This is a genomic window from Novosphingobium sp. BL-S-24, from assembly GCF_055521575.1.
This window is the reverse complement of record NZ_CM145488.1, coordinates 2,703,233-2,723,123: the sequence shown is the minus strand read 5'-3', so window position 1 is coordinate 2,723,123 and position 19,891 is coordinate 2,703,233. Positions and strand designations below refer to the sequence as shown.

21 protein-coding genes, 1 tRNA gene and 1 pseudogene are annotated in these 19,891 nt (G+C 62.7%); 6 read left to right on the top strand and 17 right to left on the bottom strand.

The annotated features are described in order from the left end of the window. Nucleotides 1-169: 169 nt before the first annotated feature. From ACZ1JM_RS18380 to aspS, 12 genes are all read right to left on the bottom strand, one after another. Nucleotides 170-1,495: an Hsp70 family protein gene (locus tag ACZ1JM_RS18380; protein ID WP_465133776.1), complete on the bottom strand. Its 1,326-nt coding sequence runs from the start codon at nucleotides 1,493-1,495 to the stop codon at nucleotides 170-172. 67 nt (nucleotides 1,496-1,562) lie between these two features. Then, complete coding sequence (locus ACZ1JM_RS18375) at nucleotides 1,563-1,868, bottom strand: hypothetical protein (RefSeq protein ID WP_465133775.1); 306 nt, start codon at nucleotides 1,866-1,868, stop codon at nucleotides 1,563-1,565. After that, nucleotides 1,865-2,155: a DUF3325 domain-containing protein gene (locus tag ACZ1JM_RS18370; protein ID WP_465133774.1), complete on the bottom strand. Its 291-nt coding sequence runs from the start codon at nucleotides 2,153-2,155 to the stop codon at nucleotides 1,865-1,867. Before ACZ1JM_RS18370 ends, ACZ1JM_RS18375 begins: the two co-directional genes overlap by 4 nt. Further along, nucleotides 2,152-3,711 carry a PepSY-associated TM helix domain-containing protein gene (locus ACZ1JM_RS18365; protein WP_465133773.1) on the bottom strand — a complete coding sequence of 520 codons (1,560 nt, stop codon included), beginning with the start codon at nucleotides 3,709-3,711 and terminating at the stop codon, nucleotides 2,152-2,154. The genes ACZ1JM_RS18370 and ACZ1JM_RS18365 overlap by 4 nt, the downstream gene beginning before the upstream one ends. Before the next feature lie 315 nt (nucleotides 3,712-4,026). Further along, the gene (locus ACZ1JM_RS18360) at nucleotides 4,027-4,482 is read right to left on the bottom strand and encodes a hypothetical protein (protein WP_465133772.1); all 456 of its coding nucleotides are present in this window, start codon (nucleotides 4,480-4,482) and stop codon (nucleotides 4,027-4,029) included. Nucleotides 4,483-4,764: 282 nt separating this feature from the next. Beyond that, nucleotides 4,765-4,841, bottom strand: a tRNA-Met gene (locus tag ACZ1JM_RS18355). 108 nt (nucleotides 4,842-4,949) lie between these two features. Further along, nucleotides 4,950-5,525, bottom strand: coding sequence for a 2'-5' RNA ligase family protein (locus ACZ1JM_RS18350; RefSeq protein ID WP_465133771.1), 576 nt, complete (start codon nucleotides 5,523-5,525; stop codon nucleotides 4,950-4,952). After that, nucleotides 5,525-6,052 (bottom strand): redoxin family protein, encoded by a 528-nt coding sequence (locus ACZ1JM_RS18345; protein WP_465133770.1) that lies wholly within the window; start codon nucleotides 6,050-6,052, stop codon nucleotides 5,525-5,527. Before ACZ1JM_RS18345 ends, ACZ1JM_RS18350 begins: the two co-directional genes overlap by 1 nt. Before the next feature lie 98 nt (nucleotides 6,053-6,150). Beyond that, entirely contained in the window at nucleotides 6,151-7,125 is a 975-nt protein-coding gene (mltG, locus tag ACZ1JM_RS18340) for an endolytic transglycosylase MltG (RefSeq protein WP_465133769.1), read from the bottom strand. Between the two features lie 13 nt (nucleotides 7,126-7,138). Then, nucleotides 7,139-8,401, bottom strand: a complete 1,263-nt coding sequence (gene fabF / locus ACZ1JM_RS18335; protein ID WP_465133768.1) for a beta-ketoacyl-ACP synthase II — start codon at nucleotides 8,399-8,401, stop codon at nucleotides 7,139-7,141. A gap of 162 nt (nucleotides 8,402-8,563) precedes the next feature. Further along, the gene (locus tag ACZ1JM_RS18330; RefSeq protein ID WP_007679564.1) at nucleotides 8,564-8,800 is read right to left on the bottom strand and encodes an acyl carrier protein; all 237 of its coding nucleotides are present in this window, start codon (nucleotides 8,798-8,800) and stop codon (nucleotides 8,564-8,566) included. Between the two features lie 325 nt (nucleotides 8,801-9,125). Continuing rightward, on the bottom strand, nucleotides 9,126-10,952 hold the full coding sequence (gene aspS / locus ACZ1JM_RS18325; RefSeq protein WP_465135130.1) for an aspartate--tRNA ligase: 1,827 nt from the start codon (nucleotides 10,950-10,952) through the stop codon (nucleotides 9,126-9,128). 186 nt (nucleotides 10,953-11,138) lie between these two features. On the opposite strand from aspS, the gene ACZ1JM_RS18320 reads away from it, so the two are divergent. The 3 genes from ACZ1JM_RS18320 to ACZ1JM_RS18310 all read left to right on the top strand — a co-directional run bounded on the left by ACZ1JM_RS18320 (nucleotide 11,139) and on the right by ACZ1JM_RS18310 (nucleotide 13,927). Then, nucleotides 11,139-11,507 carry a hypothetical protein gene (locus tag ACZ1JM_RS18320; protein ID WP_465133767.1) on the top strand — a complete coding sequence of 123 codons (369 nt, stop codon included), beginning with the start codon at nucleotides 11,139-11,141 and terminating at the stop codon, nucleotides 11,505-11,507. A gap of 65 nt (nucleotides 11,508-11,572) precedes the next feature. Continuing rightward, nucleotides 11,573-12,775: a ribonuclease D gene (gene rnd / locus ACZ1JM_RS18315; protein ID WP_465133766.1), complete on the top strand. Its 1,203-nt coding sequence runs from the start codon at nucleotides 11,573-11,575 to the stop codon at nucleotides 12,773-12,775. 255 nt (nucleotides 12,776-13,030) lie between these two features. Then, nucleotides 13,031-13,927: a hydrogen peroxide-inducible genes activator gene (locus tag ACZ1JM_RS18310; RefSeq protein ID WP_465133765.1), complete on the top strand. Its 897-nt coding sequence runs from the start codon at nucleotides 13,031-13,033 to the stop codon at nucleotides 13,925-13,927. A 15-nt stretch (nucleotides 13,928-13,942) separates the two neighbouring features. Here ACZ1JM_RS18310 and pgsA read toward each other — a convergent pair whose 3' ends face one another. Next, nucleotides 13,943-14,536: a CDP-diacylglycerol--glycerol-3-phosphate 3-phosphatidyltransferase gene (gene pgsA, locus ACZ1JM_RS18305; RefSeq protein ID WP_465133764.1), complete on the bottom strand. Its 594-nt coding sequence runs from the start codon at nucleotides 14,534-14,536 to the stop codon at nucleotides 13,943-13,945. Between the two features lie 122 nt (nucleotides 14,537-14,658). On the opposite strand from pgsA, the gene ACZ1JM_RS18300 reads away from it, so the two are divergent. After that, the gene (locus ACZ1JM_RS18300; RefSeq protein WP_465133763.1) at nucleotides 14,659-15,978 is read left to right on the top strand and encodes an MFS transporter; all 1,320 of its coding nucleotides are present in this window, start codon (nucleotides 14,659-14,661) and stop codon (nucleotides 15,976-15,978) included. An 18-nt stretch (nucleotides 15,979-15,996) separates the two neighbouring features. On the opposite strand, the gene ACZ1JM_RS18295 is transcribed toward ACZ1JM_RS18300, so the two are convergent. From ACZ1JM_RS18295 to ACZ1JM_RS18285, 3 genes and pseudogenes are all read right to left on the bottom strand, one after another. Beyond that, nucleotides 15,997-16,215, bottom strand: coding sequence for a hypothetical protein (locus ACZ1JM_RS18295; protein ID WP_465133762.1), 219 nt, complete (start codon nucleotides 16,213-16,215; stop codon nucleotides 15,997-15,999). Between the two features lie 192 nt (nucleotides 16,216-16,407). Continuing rightward, nucleotides 16,408-16,590, bottom strand: coding sequence for a CsbD family protein (locus ACZ1JM_RS18290; RefSeq protein WP_465133761.1), 183 nt, complete (start codon nucleotides 16,588-16,590; stop codon nucleotides 16,408-16,410). A 129-nt stretch (nucleotides 16,591-16,719) separates the two neighbouring features. Beyond that, nucleotides 16,720-17,124: pseudogene (locus ACZ1JM_RS18285) on the bottom strand (EVE domain-containing protein); the annotation flags it as partial. 77 nt (nucleotides 17,125-17,201) lie between these two features. On the opposite strand from ACZ1JM_RS18285, the gene ACZ1JM_RS18280 reads away from it, so the two are divergent. Then, nucleotides 17,202-18,137, top strand: a complete 936-nt coding sequence (locus ACZ1JM_RS18280) for an isopenicillin N synthase family dioxygenase (RefSeq protein ID WP_465133760.1) — start codon at nucleotides 17,202-17,204, stop codon at nucleotides 18,135-18,137. A gap of 69 nt (nucleotides 18,138-18,206) precedes the next feature. On the opposite strand, the gene ACZ1JM_RS18275 is transcribed toward ACZ1JM_RS18280, so the two are convergent. Next, nucleotides 18,207-18,446: a hypothetical protein gene (locus tag ACZ1JM_RS18275; RefSeq protein ID WP_465133759.1), complete on the bottom strand. Its 240-nt coding sequence runs from the start codon at nucleotides 18,444-18,446 to the stop codon at nucleotides 18,207-18,209. Between ACZ1JM_RS18275 and ACZ1JM_RS18270 the strand changes: the two genes are divergently transcribed. Then, complete coding sequence (locus tag ACZ1JM_RS18270; protein ID WP_465133758.1) at nucleotides 18,445-19,845, top strand: putative bifunctional diguanylate cyclase/phosphodiesterase; 1,401 nt, start codon at nucleotides 18,445-18,447, stop codon at nucleotides 19,843-19,845. The genes ACZ1JM_RS18275 and ACZ1JM_RS18270 overlap by 2 nt on opposite strands. The last annotated feature ends 46 nt before the right edge of the window (nucleotides 19,846-19,891 follow it).

The window sequence follows — 19,891 nt, the reverse complement described above, 5'->3', positions numbered from 1 at the left end:
TCATCGTCAGGCGGCCAGAATGCAGCCTGATGTTGTCCGAGGCGTGTCGCTTGTGCGTTTCGCCGGCGCGGCGCCTCCAAACACGCTAACGTCCCCCATGTCGAGGCACGACGCTATCGAATTCGGTCACGTCCGGTGCGTCTGATGCAACTACGAATGGGGCGCAATCCTATTCTGCTGCGCCTACTGTCCACTCGTCCAGCTCGGGCGCCTGTCCGATCAGCGCGAGGCCATGGGCGATTGACGTTAGTTCGTTGCCGCTGTCGATCCGGCTTTCGCCAAAGCGTTGCTCGAACAGCGCACGAACGGCGGGGATCAGCGACGATCCCCCGGTGAGGAACACGCGGTCGATCTGATCGGCCCGCAAATTCGCCGATGCCAGCGCTTCGTCCAGGGTCAGGGCGATCTGGGCAAGATCCGGGGCGATCCACTGCTCGAACTCGGCGCGGCTGACGTCGGCTTCGATCGCCAGATCGTCGCTTTCGAAATGGAAGTGCGCGTGCGGTTCGCCCGAAAGGCCGCGCTTCAGCTTGCCCACCGCATCGTAGAGCGGATACCCCAATTCGTTCTCCACCACCGCGATCATCCGGCCGATGGCGGCGGTATCGGTGGCGCTGTGCTGCAGCCGGGCCAGCTCCGCCAGCGTGCGGCGATTGCGCATCAGAGCCAGGCGCGACCAGTCGCCGAAATCGGTGAAGTGGCCGTCCGGGATTTCCAGCACTTTGTCGAACGAGCGGTACGTGCTGCCCTTGCCCAGCATCGGCAGGACAAGTTTGTCCATGATGCGGAAATCGAACCTGTCGCCGGCAATGCCGATACCTGCCGAACCAAGCGGGACGCAGCGCCGACGCGCCTCCGGGTCGACGCGCACGATCGAAAAATCGCTGGTGCCGCCGCCGAAGTCCGCCACCAGCAGCGTCGCGGCTTCCTGCAACTGGGAGGCGTGGCCATACGCGGCGCCGAGCGGTTCGTAGACGTAATGCACGTCCCGCCCCAGCATGCCGAACATCGCATCGTAGCGCTGGCGGGCCAGAACCGGGTCGGGCCGCGAACCGACATAGCGCACCGGGCGGCCCACCACGATCCGCTCGGGCAGATCGCGCATCGCTGCTCCGGCGTGATCAATCAGATGCTGGAGAAACAGGCGGCCAAGATCCTCGAAGCGAAACCGCTTTTCGAACAAGGTGGCCTGATCGAAAGCCGGATTGGCCGCCACCGACTTGAACGACTGCAGGAAGCGGCTGCCTTGCGGGTAATCGAGGAATTCGGCGATGGCCCATGGCCCTGCCTCATGCGCCAGTCCGGGTGTCGGACCGCCGCGCACGTCCGGGTCCTGCCACACGCACAAAGCGGTGCGGAACACCGATGCGCTACCGTCCGGCGCGCGATAATCGACCAGTTGCGCCGCGCCCTTCCCATCGGCAAGCGCGACGACCGAGTTGGTGGTGCCGAAGTCGATGCCGACGGCCTGCACATCTGTGGTCCCTGCGGACATGGCCCTGGCAATCCCTTATGAGCGCAAGCGGGTCTCGCCTATGGCAACCTGCCGTGGATCGCGCAAGTCAGCCCGCGTTGCCGATCAGCAACAGGATCGACCCACAAACTGCGCTGGCGATCCCCAACCCCGTCCAGGCCTTCAACGCCGTGCGGGCGTGGAACCCGGCCATGGCGATGGCGGCGAAAATCGCGAAGCTGGCGATCGTGGCGCCACCCACCGCCTCCACCGCGTCCACCCCGCAGGCAATCAGCACCCGCGACAGCGCCATGACGATCAGCGCCGTCGTCGCATAGGCCCCCACCGTCGTCGCCAGAACGCGCGAGGCGGCAGACCACACTGTCTTACGGGCGAGAGCCGGGGTCATGGTCATCGACGGACCTTTCGCAGGATACGCTCGCGATTGGTGTTGGCGGCGATGCTGACGATGGCGGCCACCGTCAGCCACCCGAACCAGGACAGGACCCCGTCCACCCAGCCCCAGCTGGCGCAGGCCACAAGGAAAGCAATGACCAACACCGCGAACCCGCCACCACGCAGACGCCTTGACGTTCCGGCAGGCAGCTTGCGACGCAGCCAGTCCTGCTGATGCCGTGGCTGCACCATCAGCAACATCGCGAAGGCAATCAGGTTTGCGGCCAGGACGACCAGATGCGTCACGCGAAAGCCTCCGCCCCGTCGCTCACCGGACGAGCGCCGCGCACCTTGGGCTTATGCTTTGCCACCCTCCACGCGGCGAACGCAAAGACGGCGGCGCAGGCCAGCATGCCAGCGTCGAACACGGCGAACAGCACGTCGCCCCGGCTCAGGCTGGTGAGCAGACCGCGCCCGGTCGTCAGCGCGTTGACCAGCGGCACCGCCGCGAACAGCGCAGCACAAGCGGCCAGCCCCTCCGTCCACGCCGCCCGCGCCGGTCGCGCCAAGCCCCAGACAAACACGCCGCACCACACGATGAACAGGGCGTTGATCTCCCAGTCGGCGCGCTGGGCGAGGTTCAGCGGGAGAAGGCGATTGGCGAGGAAATACGCGGCAATTCCTGTGGGCGCGCCGACGATCACACCCACGTTCAACCGCTCCGCCAGCCAGAAACCGAAGTGCGGGCGCGCTGGATCAGGAAGGCGCACCCGGCGCTTTACCGTCCACAGCACCAGCCCGGTCGCCACCATCACCGTGCCGAACAGCCCCGAAACGAAGTAGAGCGCGCGCAGTCCGGGCTTGGAGAAGCGTCCGGCATGCAGGTCGATCATCGATCGATACGTGGCGGTGGCCGCGCCGCCCGTGGGCGGAACCGCCAGCACCCTGCCGTTCGCCGCATCGAGGTAGACCGCGCCCCGCACCCCGCCCCAGTTGTCGTACTTCGACCACATCGTCGCCATCGCCGACCGGTCACCGGGGTGGGTGATCGAGATATAGCCAGCCTCGAACCCCGGCACGGCTTTCTGTGCCCGCTGCATCAGGTTCTGCAACGGCAGCACCGGCGCAGACTGACCGCTGACTTCCGCCTGCGTGCCGGACGGAAACGCCGCCGCGTAATAGGCATCGTCTGAGGGGAAATTCGCCGCGATGGCCCAAGGCATCAGAGTGAACAGCAGCGTCACCAGCCCGGTGTAGGTAATCATCAGATAGAACGGCAGCGCCACCACCGCCGTCACGTTGTGCGCGTCCAGCCAGGATCGCTGGCCTTTGCCAAAGCGCAGCAGGAAGAAATCGACGAAGATCTTCTTGTGCGTCACCACCCCGCTCAGGATCGCGACGAGCATCGCCAGCGCGGCCAGACTCACCAGATAGCGTGCCCACATCACCGGCATGTAATGCAGATCGAAATGCATGCGGTAGAGGAAGAAACCGCCCCGCGTCGCCCGTGGCTGAACGTGCGCGCCGCTTGCGGGATCGAGCGTCACTTCACTGCGATCGCTCCGCCTGGCGCCCTCTTTCGCGGCCCACGAAACGACGAACCCCTCGCCCCCGCGCGCGTCCGGCATCGACAGCGTCCACGACGCCGCCCCCGCCGCTTCCTTGCGCAGCACCGCGTCCGCCGCCGCCAGTCCGCGAGGGGACAACTGGCTGACAGACACTTCGGGTCGCATCCAGCGCGATATCTCCTGCTGGAAATAAGCGCAGGTGCCGAACAGGAAGATCACGAACAGCAGCCACCCCGGCAGCAGCCCGGTCCAGGTATGCAGACAGGCCATCGATTGCCTGAAAGAAGCCTTCATGCACTCCATCCGCGAATCCGTGGACTGGCCATCAAGGCCGGTCACACCAGTCGCGAACACCGCTAATGATAATCAGACGCAAATCAAGCGTAAGTTCGCGGGATGGCAATTTGAAGGCAATTTTGGATTTGAGGACGATGGGAAAGCCATCAGAGACGTACCATCTTACTTGCTTGGCAGGGCGTAGCCGCTTTTGGCGGCGTAGCCGCTTTTGGCGGCGTAGCCGCTTTTGGCGGCGTAGCCGCTTTTGGCGGCGTAGCCGCTTTTAGCGACCCGACCTCGAGCACTCCGGGTGAAACTTGGATGTTGCCTATTTCAAGTCTTTATCTGCGCGTGAGCCTGATCCATCGATCGCATTTGCTCCACAATCATTGCGTCGATATTGGAATTGAGCCGTTTTGCCCATCTTACGGACCTGTCAATTTCCGTTGTCGCGATCAGATCCACGGCTAGTTCACCAAAATTGCCGGTCGAATGAAACGGTAGAAAAACTAGGCGGCCGTCAATGTAGCGGCCTGCTAAAGTCGAGTGAGCTATGGTGTTGCGCAGTTTACTATGCTGTTCATACTGCACTTTCAGCGTTTTCAAGGCTTGCTGATTTTGAGAGCGGCCAAGCTGTTTGTTCAGTTCGCGCAATCGCAAGAGGCGATCCGTGACGGACATCTTTCCAAAAATTACCGCACCGACAGAAAGATCCATCCCAAAGCCAAGCGCTGCTAACTGACCGATGCCGGCATCAAGGCGTGCCCAAGCGAGAATGAGGTCCATCATCCTTATCTTGACGCTCCGGGGTACAAAGCGATCGATAGCCGCTGGATCAAGATTAATTCTGTCGGTCAGAACCGTGCCTCATTCGGATATCTACGCAGAGATTGCTAATGTTAGCCTAATTGCGAGTAGGGCAGCGCACGCTTGGTTAGTTAATGTGCCGCATTCACATCCCGAAGCCGCTGGGACACATTGGGAAAGGGACGACAACTGCGCCATTCAATACAGCTTAGATGCGGCATCATGCTATCTGCCAACGCACGAGACTAAATTCGGTCGGAAAAATGGTAGCGGAGGAGGGACTCGAACCCCCGACACGCGGATTATGATTCCGCTGCTCTAACCAGCTGAGCTACTCCGCCACATCGATGCTGCGGCGTGGCGCGGCATGATCTGGTGCACCGTGGATGCGGTGCAGGCCGCGTCCTTTAGGGGGGAGGTCGGCATCGGTCAACACCCAAAACATGCCTTCATCCACGAAATGAAACGACGCGCAGCGGACGCCACAAACCGTCCTCCCAGGCGTAGAGACCAAAGCCCCGGAAACGGAACGATCGCGGCTGAAGCTGCTCTGCCAGTTCGGTCTGCAGCGCTTTCGCCGCATGCGATGTCACCTTGTTCTGCACCGTTACATGCAGGCGCAGCGGCTGGGCGTCCTGCCGGGTCAGCAGGCCGTGCATCCGCTCCACGATCTGTCCATGCAGATCAACCATGGCCGGGCTATCTATGGCGATCGCGGTGCCATTGCCCAGCTTCATTATGCCGCTCACCCGTGCGGGCGGCGGTGCGGCCTTGGCCAGATCTTTCAGCAGGTCGACCAGTTCCGCTTCCACCGAGGGCGGCAGGGCATGGAACAGGGTGACGTGGGCGCGCAGGCGGTTGCGTTCGGGCGGATAGTGCGTCCGGCGCAGCCCGTCCGCCCATGCGAGCACGTCGTCTGGCAGTTCCGCCGTGACCAGCAGTGGCGCCCCTACCTTGCGCGGCCCGGTAGCGATCCAGTCGGGCGCTGGCCCCGGCGTGGGGGGCGGGGCTGACCCCTCACTCATCAGCCGCGCAGGGCTTCGAGCACTTTGTCAGGCGTGGATTCGCCATAGGGGTCTTCGTCCGACCCGGCATCGTTGATGCCCGGCTCCTCGAACCATCCGGTGATGCGATTGTCGTCCACGATCATCGCGTAGCGCCACGAACGCAGGCCAAAGCCCAAGTGCTGCTTGTCGATCAGCATGCCCATGCGGCGCGTGAAATTGCCCGATCCGTCCGGCAGCAGCTTTACCTTGGAGAGGCCGAGGTGGCGGCCCCACTGGTACATCACGAACGCATCGTTCACCGATAGGCAGTACACTTCGTCCGCCCCGGCTTCGCGGAAGTCATCATAATACTGCTCGAAAGCGGGGCACTGCTCGGTTGTGCAGGTCGGCGTGAAGGCGCCAGGCAAAGCGAACACGACCACCTTGCGCCCGGCGAAGGCATCGCGAACGTTTAAGTCCTGCCATTTGAAGGGGTTCGGTCCGCCGATCGAATCGTCGCGCACACGGGTCTTCAGGGTGACGTCGGGGATCTGGCGTTCGAGCATGGGGCCTCCGGTGAGCGAGCGGGATGGTTCTCGCCTGCCTGAATGCGCGAGGACCGGCAAAGTTCGCACGCCCGGCCGGTTACTTTAGCTGATCTGGATTAAAGTTCCCCGCGTTCGCGCCGGATGGCGAACCACTTCGCGACGTTTCGGTTATGCTCCTCCAGCGTCGCGGCGAAGGCATGGCCGCCCGTGCCATCCGCCACCATGTACAGTGCGTCGGTCTTCGCGGGATTGAGCACGGCGGCGATCGATTCGCGGCCGGGATTGGTGATCGGATGCTTGGGCAGGCCGACCATGGTGTACGTGTTGTAGTCGTTCACCGCCTGGATTTCAGACTGCAGGATGCGGCGGCCAAGGCGCTTGCCTTTGGTGATCGGGTAGATGATCGTGGGGTCTGCCTGCAGCAGCATCCCGGTGCGCAGGCGATTGGAATAAAGGCCCGCGACCATACGCCGCTCCGCCGGTTTGCCCGTTTCCTTCTCGACGATGGATGCGAGGATCACCGCCTGTTCCGGCGTCTTGACCACCAGATTGGGCGCGCGCTTGGCCCACAGTTCCTTGACCGTGCGGCTCATCGCCGCCTGCATCCGGCGTACCACGACCTCGCGCGGTTCGCCGTTTTCGAACGGATAGCTGTCCGGCAGGATGGAGCCTTCCTGCGGGATGGCGATGTCTCCGGCCAGCGCGGGCTGCGCCTTCAGCCGTTCATAGACCATGATCGCGGGCATGCCTTCGGGCACCGTCACGAAGCGGCGGATCACATCGTCGCTGGAGATGATGGCCAGGACCCGCGACGCGCTGGCATGGGCGGGAATGGCGAACTCACCCGCCTTGATCCCGCCGCCGCCACCGAACACGCGGGCGCGCAAGGTGAACCCCGTTGCGGAACGGATGACGCCCTTGTCCTCAAGCCGCTGCGCCACGTCGCCAAGGCTCGCGCCATTGGGCACGATGAAGCTGGTTTCCTTTACCAGCGGCCCGGAACCGTACCAGCCGCCGAGAAAGGCCCACAACCCTCCGACGATGGCCAGAGCGAGGACAGTTGCCAGAACGCATCCACGCCGGGACATCATCGGATCGTTTCCTTCAGTCTACCTTGCGCAGCACGAGGCTGGCGTTGGTGCCGCCAAAGCCGAAGCTGTTGTTGAGCACCGCGCGAACTTCGCGCTTCTTGGCGGTGTGCGGCACCAGATCGACGCCCACGCAGCCGTCGCTCGGATTGTCCAGGTTCAGGGTCGGCGGCACGATCTGGTCGCGCATCGCCAGGATGCAGAAGATCGCCTCCACCGCGCCCGCGCCGCCCAGCAGGTGGCCGATCGCCGACTTGGTCGAGCTCATCGAAACGCCATCGATCGCATCGCCGAAGAGGCGGCGAACCGCGCCCAGTTCCAGCTCGTCGCCCAGCGGGGTCGAAGTGCCGTGCGCATTGATATAGTCGATGTCCTTGGGTTCCAGCCCGGCCTTGCGCAGGGCCATCGCCATCGACCGGTACGCGCCCGACCCTTCGGGGTGCGGAGCGGTGACGTGATAGGCGTCGCCCGACAGGCCATAGCCGATGACTTCGGCGTAGATCTTCGCGCCTCGCGCCTTCGCGTGTTCGTATTCTTCCAGCACGACGACGCCAGCGCCCTCTCCCATCAGGAAGCCATCACGGTCCTTGTCGTAGGGGCGGCTGGCCTTTTCGGGCTGGTCATTGAACGCGGTCGACAAAGCGCGCGCCTGCGCGAAACCGGCGATGCCGATCGGGCAGATCGTGCTCTCGGCGCCGCCCGCCAGCATGATGTCTGCGTCGCCGTCCTTGATCATGCGCGCTGCGTCGCCGATCGAGTGGGCGCCGGTGGAGCAGGCGGTGACGACCGCGTGGTTCGGGCCCATCAGGCCGTACTTGATCGATACCTGGCCGGAGATCAGGTTGATCAGGCGTCCATGGACGAAGTGCGGCGATACGCGGGTCGGGCCCTTTTCGGCCAGCACCAGCGATTCGCTTTCGATGCCCGGCAGGCCGCCGATACCCGAACCGATCGAGCAACCCGCCATCAGCCGGGTCGCTTCGTCCATGTCGGTAAGGCCCGCGTCTTCGATCGCCTGACCGGCGGCGTCGATGCCGAAGACGATGAAGGGATCGACCTGGCGCTGAACCTTGTGATCGACGCGCTTGTTGGCATCGAAACCGTATTCGTGGTCGGCCGGCTTCACTTCCGCAGCGATGCGGCACTTCTGGTCCGAGGCATCGAACTTGGTGATTGGCCCTGCGCCGGATTTTCCGGCAAGAATGTTGGCCCAGGTGGTCTCCACATCGGCACCCAGCGGGGTGACAAGACCAAGTCCGGTGACGACAACACGACGCATTATGCTCTCCGAAACGCTGTAGGCCCACGCAAGTTGGCCGAAATTCGATTGGCCGAAAACGGCGACAGGCCCGCCCCCTTAGAGGTCGAGCCTGTCGATTTCAATCCGAAGTGCGCCCTTCCCCACCCGACATGCGAGCGGGGCGCGGGGCGCTGGCCGGGATCAGCCCTTGTTCTCTTCGATGTACTTGATGGCATCGGAGACGGTGCTGATCTTTTCAGCCGCATCGTCGGGGATCTCGACGCCGAATTCTTCTTCGAAGGCCATGACCAGCTCGACGATGTCGAGCGAGTCAGCGCCCAGATCGTCGATGAAGCTGGCATCTTCGGTAACCTTTTCGGCTTCAACGCCAAGGTGCTCGACGACGATCTTCTTAACCCGATCGGCGGTATCGCTCATGTCTATAGACCCCTTCAAAAATCCGGAGGATTGATATTTCGACAGCCGCCCTAAAGACTGGGCGGCGCGCTGGCAAGAGGCTTGGATCAGACCCTTGATAGACGATGAACGGCCTTATCCACGATCCTGACGCTTCGCACGCATTTTTTGCGCGGTTGGCGCCAGAAACCCATGAACGCGGCCATTCCGCAGGGAAACCGCGTGGTGGAGTTCCAGTTCCAGCGTAGAGGTTGGGCGGCGGTACCCCGCCTTCACGATGCGTCACCCTGAACTTGTTTCAGGGTGACCAAGGGCAGCTAACGGGGCGTTTGCACGCCCCGTTGCTTCATCCCGCGTCGGGCGCGACCACCTTGCCCCCGGCGGGAGCCGCTGGCTTGGTCGGTTCCACCACCCGCATGTGCAGTTCGCGCAGCTGCTTGTGTTCTGCAGGGGTTGGCGCGCCCATCAGCAGGTCTTCGGCGCGCTGGTTCATCGGGAACAGCGAGATTTCACGCAGGTTCTGCGCACCGCACAGCAGCATCACGATGCGATCGACGCCCGCCGCCATGCCGCCGTGAGGCGGCGCGCCGTACTGGAACGCGCGATAGAGGCCGCCGAAGCGTTCCTCCACGTCCGCCTTTGAGAGGCCGACCGTCTCGAATGCCTTGACCATCAGCTCGGGCGACTGGTTACGGATCGACCCGGAGGCGATTTCGAAGCCGTTGCACACCAGATCGTACTGGAACGCCTTGATGGTGAGCGGGTCCTGACCTTCCAGCGCGTCCATCCCGCCCTGCGGCATCGAAAACGGGTTGTGGGCGAAATCAACCTTCTTGGTGTCCTCGTCCCATTCGAAGAACGGGAAATCGACGATCCAGCACAATTCGAACCGATCCTTGTCGATCAGGTCGAGTTGCTCGCCCACGCGGGTGCGGGCCAGACCGGCCAGCTTGGCGGCCTGTTCTTCCTTGCCGGCAGCAAAGAAGACGCCGTCATTTGGGCCAAGGCCGAGCGCCTCGATCAGCGCTGCGGTCTTTTCCGGGCCGTGGTTCTTCGCGATCGGGCCGCCGGGTACACCATCCTTGATGTTGATATAGCCAAGGCCCGAGAAGCCCTCGCCCCGCGCCCAGTTGTTGGTATCGTCAAAGAACTTGCGGCTGCCCGCGCCCGCGCCCGGCGCCGGGATTGCTCGGATAACACCGCCGTTGCCGACGATCCCCGCGAAGATACCGAAGCCCGATTCGACGAAATGCTCTGTGACGTCCTTGATCAGCAGCGGGTTGCGCAAGTCCGGCTTGTCCGATCCGTAGTCCAGCATCGACTGGGCATGCGGAATGCGGCGGAACTCACCAGCGGGGGTCACCGGCTTGCCCTCTGCGAAGTCGGCGAAGACGCCTTGCAGCACCGGCTCCATCGTCTCCCAGATTTCTTCCTGGGTGACAAAGCTCATTTCCAGGTCGAGCTGGTAGAACTCGCCCGGCAGACGATCGGCGCGTGGGTCCTCGTCGCGGAAGCAGGGAGCAATCTGGAAATAGCGATCGAACCCGGCGACCATAAGCAACTGCTTATACTGCTGCGGCGCTTGTGGCAGCGCATAGAACTTGCCCGGATGAATGCGGCTGGGCACCAGGAAGTCGCGCGCGCCTTCGGGGCTGGACGCGGTCAGGATCGGGGTGGAATATTCCGTGAAACCAATGCCTTCCATGCGGCGGCGCATGTCCGATATGATCTTTGTGCGCTTGACGATGTTGGCATGCAGCGTATCGCGGCGCAGGTCGAGGAAGCGGTACTTGAGGCGGATATCCTCCGGGTACTCCTGCTCCCCGGCGACGGGCATCGGCAGTTCTTCGGCCCTGGACAGGATCGTCGCTTCACGCGCGTAGACTTCGATCGCACCTGTCGCGAGGTTGGGGTTCACCGTCCCCTCGCGGCGCGCCTTCACGCTGCCCGCGATGGTGACGACGCTTTCCAGCCGCAGCGAATCGAGCAGCGTGAACGCCGCGCTATCGGTATCGGCGACGACCTGAGTCAGGCCGTAATGATCGCGCAAGTCGACGAACAGAACGCCGCCATGATCGCGCTTGCGATGGACCCAGCCCGAAAGGCGGACGGTCTGGCCGACCTCGGCAGCGCCAAGAGCGCCGCAAGTGTGAGAGCGATAGGGATGGGTCATGGCGGTTTCGCGCTTCTTCAAGATGATAGAATGGGAATGTCCCCGCGCCCCTAGTCCAGTGGCGCGCCGATTTCCAGACACGGATTGCGCAAGACTGTTCCAACCTCCTGAGCGTGGGCGCAGTAACCTCATGTAAACCATTGCAGGCTATAGACTTCGCGCAGGGGGCCAAGTGAATCGCAACGGATGACGGCCATGCTTTCCAACGATATGTTCGACGACCTTCAGGAACAGACTTTCGATCGCTCAGCCCGAAATGCACCCAGCACGTTCGCGCAGTGGGCCGACGCGCCGATCGCCGTGCCTGTTGCAGAACCCGTTCCCCCAGTTGAGTTCAAGCATGCCGATGCGCTGCTGGAACTGCGCCAGCTTGCCGATCCCGAGATCGAAACCGGCGTAGATGCCGAGGCCTGGCACCTTCCGCCGCCCGGTCTGCACACCACCGGAACGCAGCTGCGCCGCCAGTTGGTGACATCGGAAAGCATCGCCGAACTTGCCGCGGTGGAGAAGCTTTCCCTGCTGCAAAAGCTGGCCCGGATCGTTCGCCGCGCATAAACATGCGACAAAGCCCGACGGGGGGCGTTGATCCCCCGCCGCGTTCGGCGTAACGCCTCGCCTCAATGAAAATTCACCCGCTGATAACAAAAACCGATGATCTTGCCGATTTGTGCGAGCGTCTTGCGAAGTCCGAATTCGTAAGCGTCGATACCGAATTCATGCGCGAGAATACGTATTGGCCGGAACTGTGCCTGGTGCAGATCGCCAATACCGAAGAAGCCGCCGCGGTCGATCCGCTGGCGCCGGGGCTGGACCTCAAGCCCTTGTGGGACTTGCTGACCGACAACGAGGATGTGCTCAAGGTCTTCCACGCGGGCGGGCAGGACGTGGAAATCGTCTTCAACTTCACCGGTCGCACGCCGCACCCGATCTTTGACACGCAGATCGCGATGATGGCGATCAGCCAGTCGGAACAGATCGGTTACTCCAACCTCGTCGAATCGTGGCAGGGCCTGACGATCGACAAGGGCGCCCGCTTTACCGACTGGTCGCGCCGCCCGTTGACCGATCGCCAGATCGAATACGCGATCGGTGACGTCACGCACCTGTCGAAGATTTTCCCCAAGATGCTCAAGCGCCTGATCAAGACCGGGCGCGGCGAATGGCTGGACCAGGAAATGGAAAAGCTGGCCGATCCCGAGCACTACCGCAACGACCCGGCGCAGGCGTGGAAGCGGATCAAGGCACCGGGGCGCAACCCGCAGGTTCTCGGCCGCCTGAAAGCCATCGCCGAGTGGCGCGAGGTCGAGGCGCAGGGCAAGAACATCCCGCGCGGGCGGATCGCTCGCGATGAGACACTGGCTGACATCGCCAGCCATCCGCCCAAAACGCAGGCCGATCTCGCCAAAGTGCGTGGCCTGTCGCAAGGCTGGAAGGATAACGAGATCGGCCGCCGCCTGATGAGCGTGCTGGCCAGTTCGGAACCGCTATCGGAAGACGAACTTCCGCCCCGTGCGCCGCGCGGCGCGCCATTGGGCAAGGAAGGCGCTCTGGTCGCCGACCTGCTGAAGCTGCTGCTGAAGATTCGCGCTCGCGAAATCGACGCGGCGGCAAGGCTGCTCGCCCGTAACGAAGAACTGGAACTGCTCGCCGCTGGCGTTCGCAAGAACCTCAGTCTTCTGCAGGGATGGCGCTACGACGTGTTCGGCAGGGAAGCGCTCGATCTGGTCGAAGGCAAGCTCGCCTTCGCGGTGGAGAACGGCAAGCTCAAGATGACGCACGTAGACGACGCCTCGGTCGTGGAGGGTCAGGATTCGGACGCTTAGGGAAAACTGTCCGACCAGCACGTGACGCACGGTTCCCTGAAAGAGCATCTAGCGTCCCCGTGAGGACAGATTTTCCGGGACAGCGATCGCGACAAGCGACGGAACTGATTTACGAGCGACACAATGGAAATCATAAATCGCTTATAACAAACGTCTTTTTGCCGGTGGTATGGGTAAAAACCAGTATATGGCCGATATTGCCTGAATAGCAGTCAGCGCTTGGCGAAGTTCGCCTGTTCATGCGATAGCCCCGGCGTGACCGTTTATCAGCCCACGCTCAAACAGCTCCAATATCTCGTCTCGCTCCACGAGCACGGCCACTTCGGGCGTGCCGCTGATGCCAGTTTCGTATCCCAATCCACGCTTTCGGCCGGACTGCGCGATCTGGAGACATTGCTGGGGGTGACACTAGTGGAACGGACCAAGCGCGCCGTCCGCTTTACCCCCCTCGGCAACACCGTCGTCGCCAAGGCGCACCGCATCCTGCGAGAAACGGAGGAACTGTCCGATCTCGTCCAGTCCAGCGGAAAGCCGCTGTCGGGCGAACTGCGGATGAGCGTGATCCCCACGATTGCCCCGTTCCTGTTGCCGCGTATGCTCCCGCGCCTGCGCCGCGAACGCCCCAACCTCAAGCTGTTCCTGCGCGAAGAACCCAGCCAGGCGGCGATCGAATCGCTCCACCATGGCCGCGCCGATTGCGTGCTCCTCGCCCTCCCGTACGCTACCGGCGAGGTGGAGAAGGAGACGATCGAGCTTGATGCGTTCTTCGTGGCCTTCCCCAGCGATTATCCGCGCAGTCCGCCGGATGAGGTGGGGCCGGACATCATCGACGAACATCGCCTGTTGCTGCTGGAAGACGGCCACTGCCTGAAGGACCATGCCCTCGCCGCGTGCAATCGTCCCGAACTGCGCGCCAGCGCGACGATGATCGGCACCAGCCTGCACACGCTGGTGCAAATGGTGGACAACGGACTAGGGCTCACGATGCTGCCGGAAATGGCTCTGGACGCCGGGATTCTCAACGGCACCAACGTGGTGGCGCGTCCGCTGCGCTCCCCCAACGCCAACCGCGAAATCGCGCTGGTGTGGCGGCGCAATTCCCCGCGTGCGGAAGAATTCAAAATGCTAGCGGACGAACTGCGCGCGGGGTGAATACCCGGCCGCGAGTCAATCCATGTGCTTGATGCCGACCCGCAAATAGTCCCATCCGGTAACGAGCGTCAGCACGGCGGCGGCCCACAGCGTGGTCAGCCCGACCGTATGCGGCACGTTTATTTCCATGTCGCCCAGCCAGAGCGTCCACCACGGCATTGCCTTGCCCAGAATCAGCGCGCCCAGGCAGACCAGCTGGAACGTCGTCTTCCATTTGGCCAGGCGGCTGACCGGCATCGATACCTGCAGTCCGCCCAGAAACTCCCGCAGGCCAGACACGGCAATCTCGCGAATCAGGATCACCAGACCGGCGATCACATGCGCATCGCCGACATATGGCCCGCGCAGAATACCCTGCGCCGTCAGAACAAGAATCACCGCCGCGACCATGATCTTGTCCGCGATCGGATCGAGGAACACGCCCAGCTTGGATACCGTCCCGCTCGACCGCGCGAGATAACCGTCGAAATAATCGGTGATGCCCATCAGGCAATAGAGCACGAAAGCCAGCGCGTAGCCGAACTGCCACGTCGGCCACCACAGCAGGAAAGCCAGGAACGGCACCGTGAAGATGCGCGACAGGGTGAGGATGTTCGGAAGTGTCAGCATTGTAACAGCGCCATAGCGCGCAATTGCCGCGGTAATAAAGTGCTGAACGGGGGTTGTGCCTCCGCCCCACCGCATTAAGTGTCCCCGCGACCAATGAGCAAGGCCGGCGGCACGTTTAGATCATGACCACGACGACCCAACTCATCCGGGCAAGGCGGTTCCTTCCCCTCTTCATCACCCAGCTCCTCGGCGCGTTCAACGACAACCTGTTCAAGAACGCCATGATCCTTTTCGTGGTCTACGAGGTATACAATTCCGAGGCGCAGGAAGCGCGGTTCAGCGCGCTTGCCTCGGGTATTTTCATCATCCCGTTCTTCCTGCTGTCGGCGCTGGCCGGGCAATTGGCCGACATGCGTGACAAGGCCAAGCTGATTCGCGTGATCAAGGCCTGTGAAATTGGGATCATGCTCGTCGGTGGCGCTGGACTGGCGCTGGCGTGGCAGGGCGGGGTGTCGCTTGATACCATCGCGATCCCGCTGATGCTCCTCGCGCTGTTTGCGATGGGAGTGCACTCCACATTCTTCGGCCCGATCAAGTACGCGATCCTGCCGCAGCATCTGCGGGAAGGCGAAGTGCTTTCCGGTACCGGGCTGGTGGAGGCGGGAACGTACATCGCAGTGCTGGCGGGCACGATCGTCGCCGGCTGGATCAGCGTGGACATGGCCGCCATCGGCGTCATTCTTGTCGCGTGCATCGGCTACATCGCCGGTCGCCAGGTTCCCCCCGCCCCGGCTCAGGGAGAGCTGGAGCCGCTCGACTACCACTTCGTTCGCGCTTCCATTAATCTGGTGCGCACGACGATGCGCGATCGCCGGGTGTTCCTGGCGATCTGCGCGATCAGCTTTTTCTGGGCGATCGGCACCGTTCTGTTCATCCAGTTCCCGCCGCTGGCCAAGAACATGCTGAAGGCCAGCAAGGAAGTGGCCAGCCTGTTTCTGGTCATCTTCTCCGTGGGCGTCGCAATCGGATCGGTGACGATCAACGCACTGCTCAAGGGCACCGTGTCCGCCCGCTGGTCGCCCATCTCGGTGATCGGCATGGGAGCGTTCCTCGTCGCATTCCAGCAGGTGTGCCGGATCTGGCCGCCGCACGGCGGATCGACCGAGCTAATGGATGTCGCCACGTTCGTCGTTCAGCCGCTGGCCGCACCGCTGATGCTGACGCTGCTGGGCATTTCCGTATGTGGCGGGATGTTCGTGGTGCCGCTCTATGCGTTTCTGACGACGTTCGTGGAAAAGGCGCATACCGCGCGGACCATCGCGGCCAACAACATCGTCAATTCAGGGGCGATGGTCGTGGGTTCGCTGGCGACCGGGGCGATGACATTTATGGGCATCGCGGTCGCGCAGCAGTTGCTGGTCGTCTCGCTGGGGTGCGGCGCTTCGGCCTGGCTGGGCCATCTGCTGTTCCGGGCGGAACGGGCGGCGCTTACGGCCTCCTGAATGCTCTAACGCTTATAATCAAGCGATGAACATGATGATCGCGACGAAGCTTGCGCAATAGGCGCTGAGGAACCCTTTCCAGTCGCCACCGCTGATCATCCAGCGGCGGGCCGCCTCTGCATTTTCCCGGTCGACCGGATCATCTTCCAGCGGATCGGTGAAGACATGGGGCGGCAGCGAGCGGCGGAACCAGTGTCCGGCGGATTCCTGCGTGAGGACGAGTGAGCGACGTGTCATGCTGCGCATAAAGCGCGGGTTAACGGTTTGTTTACCAGCCAGCAAAGCGCCGTTCAGACCCTTCCCGAAACGGCACGACTGGTAGAACCGCAGTTACCGAGGCTGCATGCACAAAAGAAAAGGGCCACCCGAAGGCAGCCCTCTCTTCAAAACCGCAAGGCCTGTTTCAGGACCCCACGATCCTTAGCGAGATTACACTCGGTCGCCGAGTGCGCCCTTCACCTTGCCAACGCCCTGCTGGACTTCGCCCTTGCGTTCCTGCGCGACGCCTTCGGCCTTCTGCGCGGGATCGTTGCGGGCATCGCCCATAGCCTGCTTTGCCTTGCCGGCGACTTCGTTTCCAAGACCCTTGACCGTATCGGTGAGCTTACCCATGGCGAGATCTCCTTATGTGTTTGAGCGGCGATACCATTCGCCAGCTTTCGAACACTAAACGCCCTCTCCGCCCAAAAGGTTGCGGGAAACGGCGTCAGCAGCACCGCCAGCAATGTCTTTAATTGTCGCAGACAGCTTCAGGATATACTTCCATTCCTCTGCAGTAACGGTGGCGACCGACAGGCGCGACAGCTTGACCAGCTCCATCTCGGCCAGTTCGGGATCGGCCTTGATCTCCTTCAGAGTCACGGGCCGTTTCAGCTTGCGAACCGGCTTTACTTTCACCGCCGCCCACTTGCCTTCCGGGTCGCTGGGGTCGGCAATGCCGGACTTGCTGATCGTCGCTATCCCGACGATCTCCTTGCCGATGTTGGAGTGGTAGAAGAACGCCTCGTCCCCCACTTTCATGGCGCGCAGGTTATTGGCGGCGCGGTGATTGCGCACGCCGTCCCACGTCCCCTCACCTTCCTCCACCAGATCGTCCCAGCTGTAAGCGTCCGGTTCGGATTTCATCAGCCAGTAGCTTTTCGCCATCGATCGCCTTTCCATTTCGCCTGAGGCCCGCAAGCCTTTAAAGGGGCCGCATACCGATTCATTACGGAATGCACTACATGGACCTTGCCGAAATACCCGTCCTCAGCCTGGACGCGGATCGCGCCGACCTTCCGGCCCGCCTGGGGGAAAGCTTTCGCACTTTCGGATTCGCGATGATTCGCGACCATGGCATCGACCTTGGCCTGATTGATCAGGCATGGAAACTGACCGAGGCGTTCTTCGCGCTGCCGGAGGAGACGAAGCGCAAATACTTCCTCGCCGGACAAGGTGGCGCGCGCGGCTACACCCCGTTCCGCACCGAAGTCGCCAAGGGTGCGACCGAGAAAGACCTCAAGGAATTCTGGCACGTCGGCCGTGACGTGCCGCGCGACTCGCCGCTGGCCGCCTCCATGCCGCCCAATGTATGGCCCACCGAAGTGCCCGGCTTTCGCGAGACGTTCGAAGAACTCTACGCCCAGTTCGATGAGGCTGGCGCGAAAGTGCTGTCGGCCATCGCCATCGACCTCGGTCTGGACGAGCACTGGTTCGATCCGGCGATCGATCAGGGCAATTCAGTTCTGCGCCTGCTGCATTATCCCCCGGTTGGCGAAGCCGCGGGCGGCGCGATCCGTGCTGGCGCGCATGAGGATATCAACCTCATCACTCTGCTGCTCGGCGCGCAGGAGGCGGGGCTTGAACTGCTGTCCAAGGACGGTCGCTGGCTATCGGTCGCACCGCCCGAAGGCGCTCTGGTCGTCAACATCGGCGACATGCTGCAGCGGTTGACCAACCATGTACTGCCGTCCACCACGCATCGGGTACGCAACCCGGCCGGGGATCGGGCATCGCACAGCCGCTACTCGATGCCGTTCTTCCTGCATCTGCGCAGCGACTTCCCGTTCGTCACCCTGCCGGAATGCGTTACCGACGCGAACCCGGATCGCTATCCTGACGTCATCACCGCCGACGACTATCTGCAGGAGCGCCTGCGAGAGATCGGTCTCAAAGCCTGATCCCTCACACTTTAACGTATATTTCAGACCATTGCCGTTAATCGATCCTCCAGAGCAGCATCTGGGGGATTACGGTTGCACGCGGCGGAGATGTACAGGCCAGGCAGCGAAAGCGGCGCCGTTCAGGAGGACCGTCATGTTGACGTGATCGGCCTGGGCATCGTCCGCGGCCGCCATCCTGCTGTTCGTCGCCACAGGCTGCTCCATCGGCCCCAGCATCGTCCGCTCGCTGATCGGTCGGGGCCCGGGGCCCGACAGCTTCCTGCTGAACGCGTTCCTGCTGAACATCGCCATCATCATCTTTGGCATGAGCCGCTATCGCCAGCTTTGCCAGGAAATCGCCGAGCGCAAGCATGCCGAGCGCGAAGCCAGGCGTATGGCCGATACCGATCCTCTGACGGGGTTTTTCAATCGGCGCAGCTTCAATGTCTGCCTCGACGCGATGCTTGCGCGGGCCTCTCAGCCTGACGGCGCGGTCGGGCTGATGATGATCGACCTCGACAACTTCAAGCAGGTGAATGATCACAACGGGCACGCCGCCGGCGATCTGCTGCTGGTCGAGTGCGCACGTCGCATCAAGGCTGCCTTGCCGGAAGCCGCGTTGGTCGGACGCATCGGCGGTGATGAATTCGCCATCGCCGTCCCCTTCGACCGAGACCGCGTGGAGCGGCTGGACCGTATCGCCGCTTTCATGGTCGATGCCATCGCAGAAAGCGCGCGGATCGATAGGATTTCGGTGGAGGTGACGGCCTCTGTCGGCGTCGCCCGATCCGATCTCACCGACCCTGCTGTCGTGATTTCGGCAGGCGCCCTGCTCGAAATGGCCGACATCGCCATGTACCATTCCAAGCGCCGGGGCCGGAATGCCTATTGCTGGTTCGCGCCGCACATGGCTGAGGAGAAGCGCTTCCGCGCCGAATTGGAACGCGGCATTCGCGAAGGCGTGGCGCGCGGGGAGTTCGTGCCTTTCTACGAACGCCAGGTTGATCTGCGGACGGGCGAACTCAGCGGCTTCGAAATGCTGGCGCGTTGGGATTCGCCGCAATTCGGCATCGTCGCCCCGGACGTGTTCATCCCCGTGGCGGAGGAGATCGGCGTGATTGCCGAACTCTCCGAAAGCATCATCGCGCAGGCCTTGCGGGATGCGCAGGAGTGGGATCAGCGCTTATCCCTCGCGGTCAATATTTCCCCGGTGCAGCTGCAGGACCCATGGTTCGCGCAAAAACTTCTGAGGATGCTGATCGAGGCAAACTTTCCCCCGCAGCGGTTGGAAGTGGAGATCACCGAAAGTTCACTCCATGAGAACCTGCCGCAGGTCAGCGCGCTGATCACCAGCCTGAAGAATCAGGGCATCCGCATCAGCCTTGACGATTTTGGCACCGGCTACAGCTCGATCGGCCAGCTGCGGACGCTGCCGTTCGACCGGATCAAGATCGACCGCAGCTTCGTATCCAGCCTGATCGACGACAAGGACAGCGCCGCCATCGTCCGCGCGGTCGCGACGCTTGGCGAAGGGCTGGAACTGCCTGTCACCGCCGAGGGTATCGAGACGCAGGACGTGCTCGACCATCTGCGGCAGTACGGCGACATCACTGGCCAGGGCTATCTCTATGGCCGCCCCCGCCCCGCCCGCGAACTGGCCGAATGGCTCGACACGGCCACCGCGCCCAGAGAAACCCCGGAACCACCGCAGGCGCAGCACGGCTGATTTACTCGACTCCGGGGCATCGACAGCACTGGACCTTGCGCCTCGC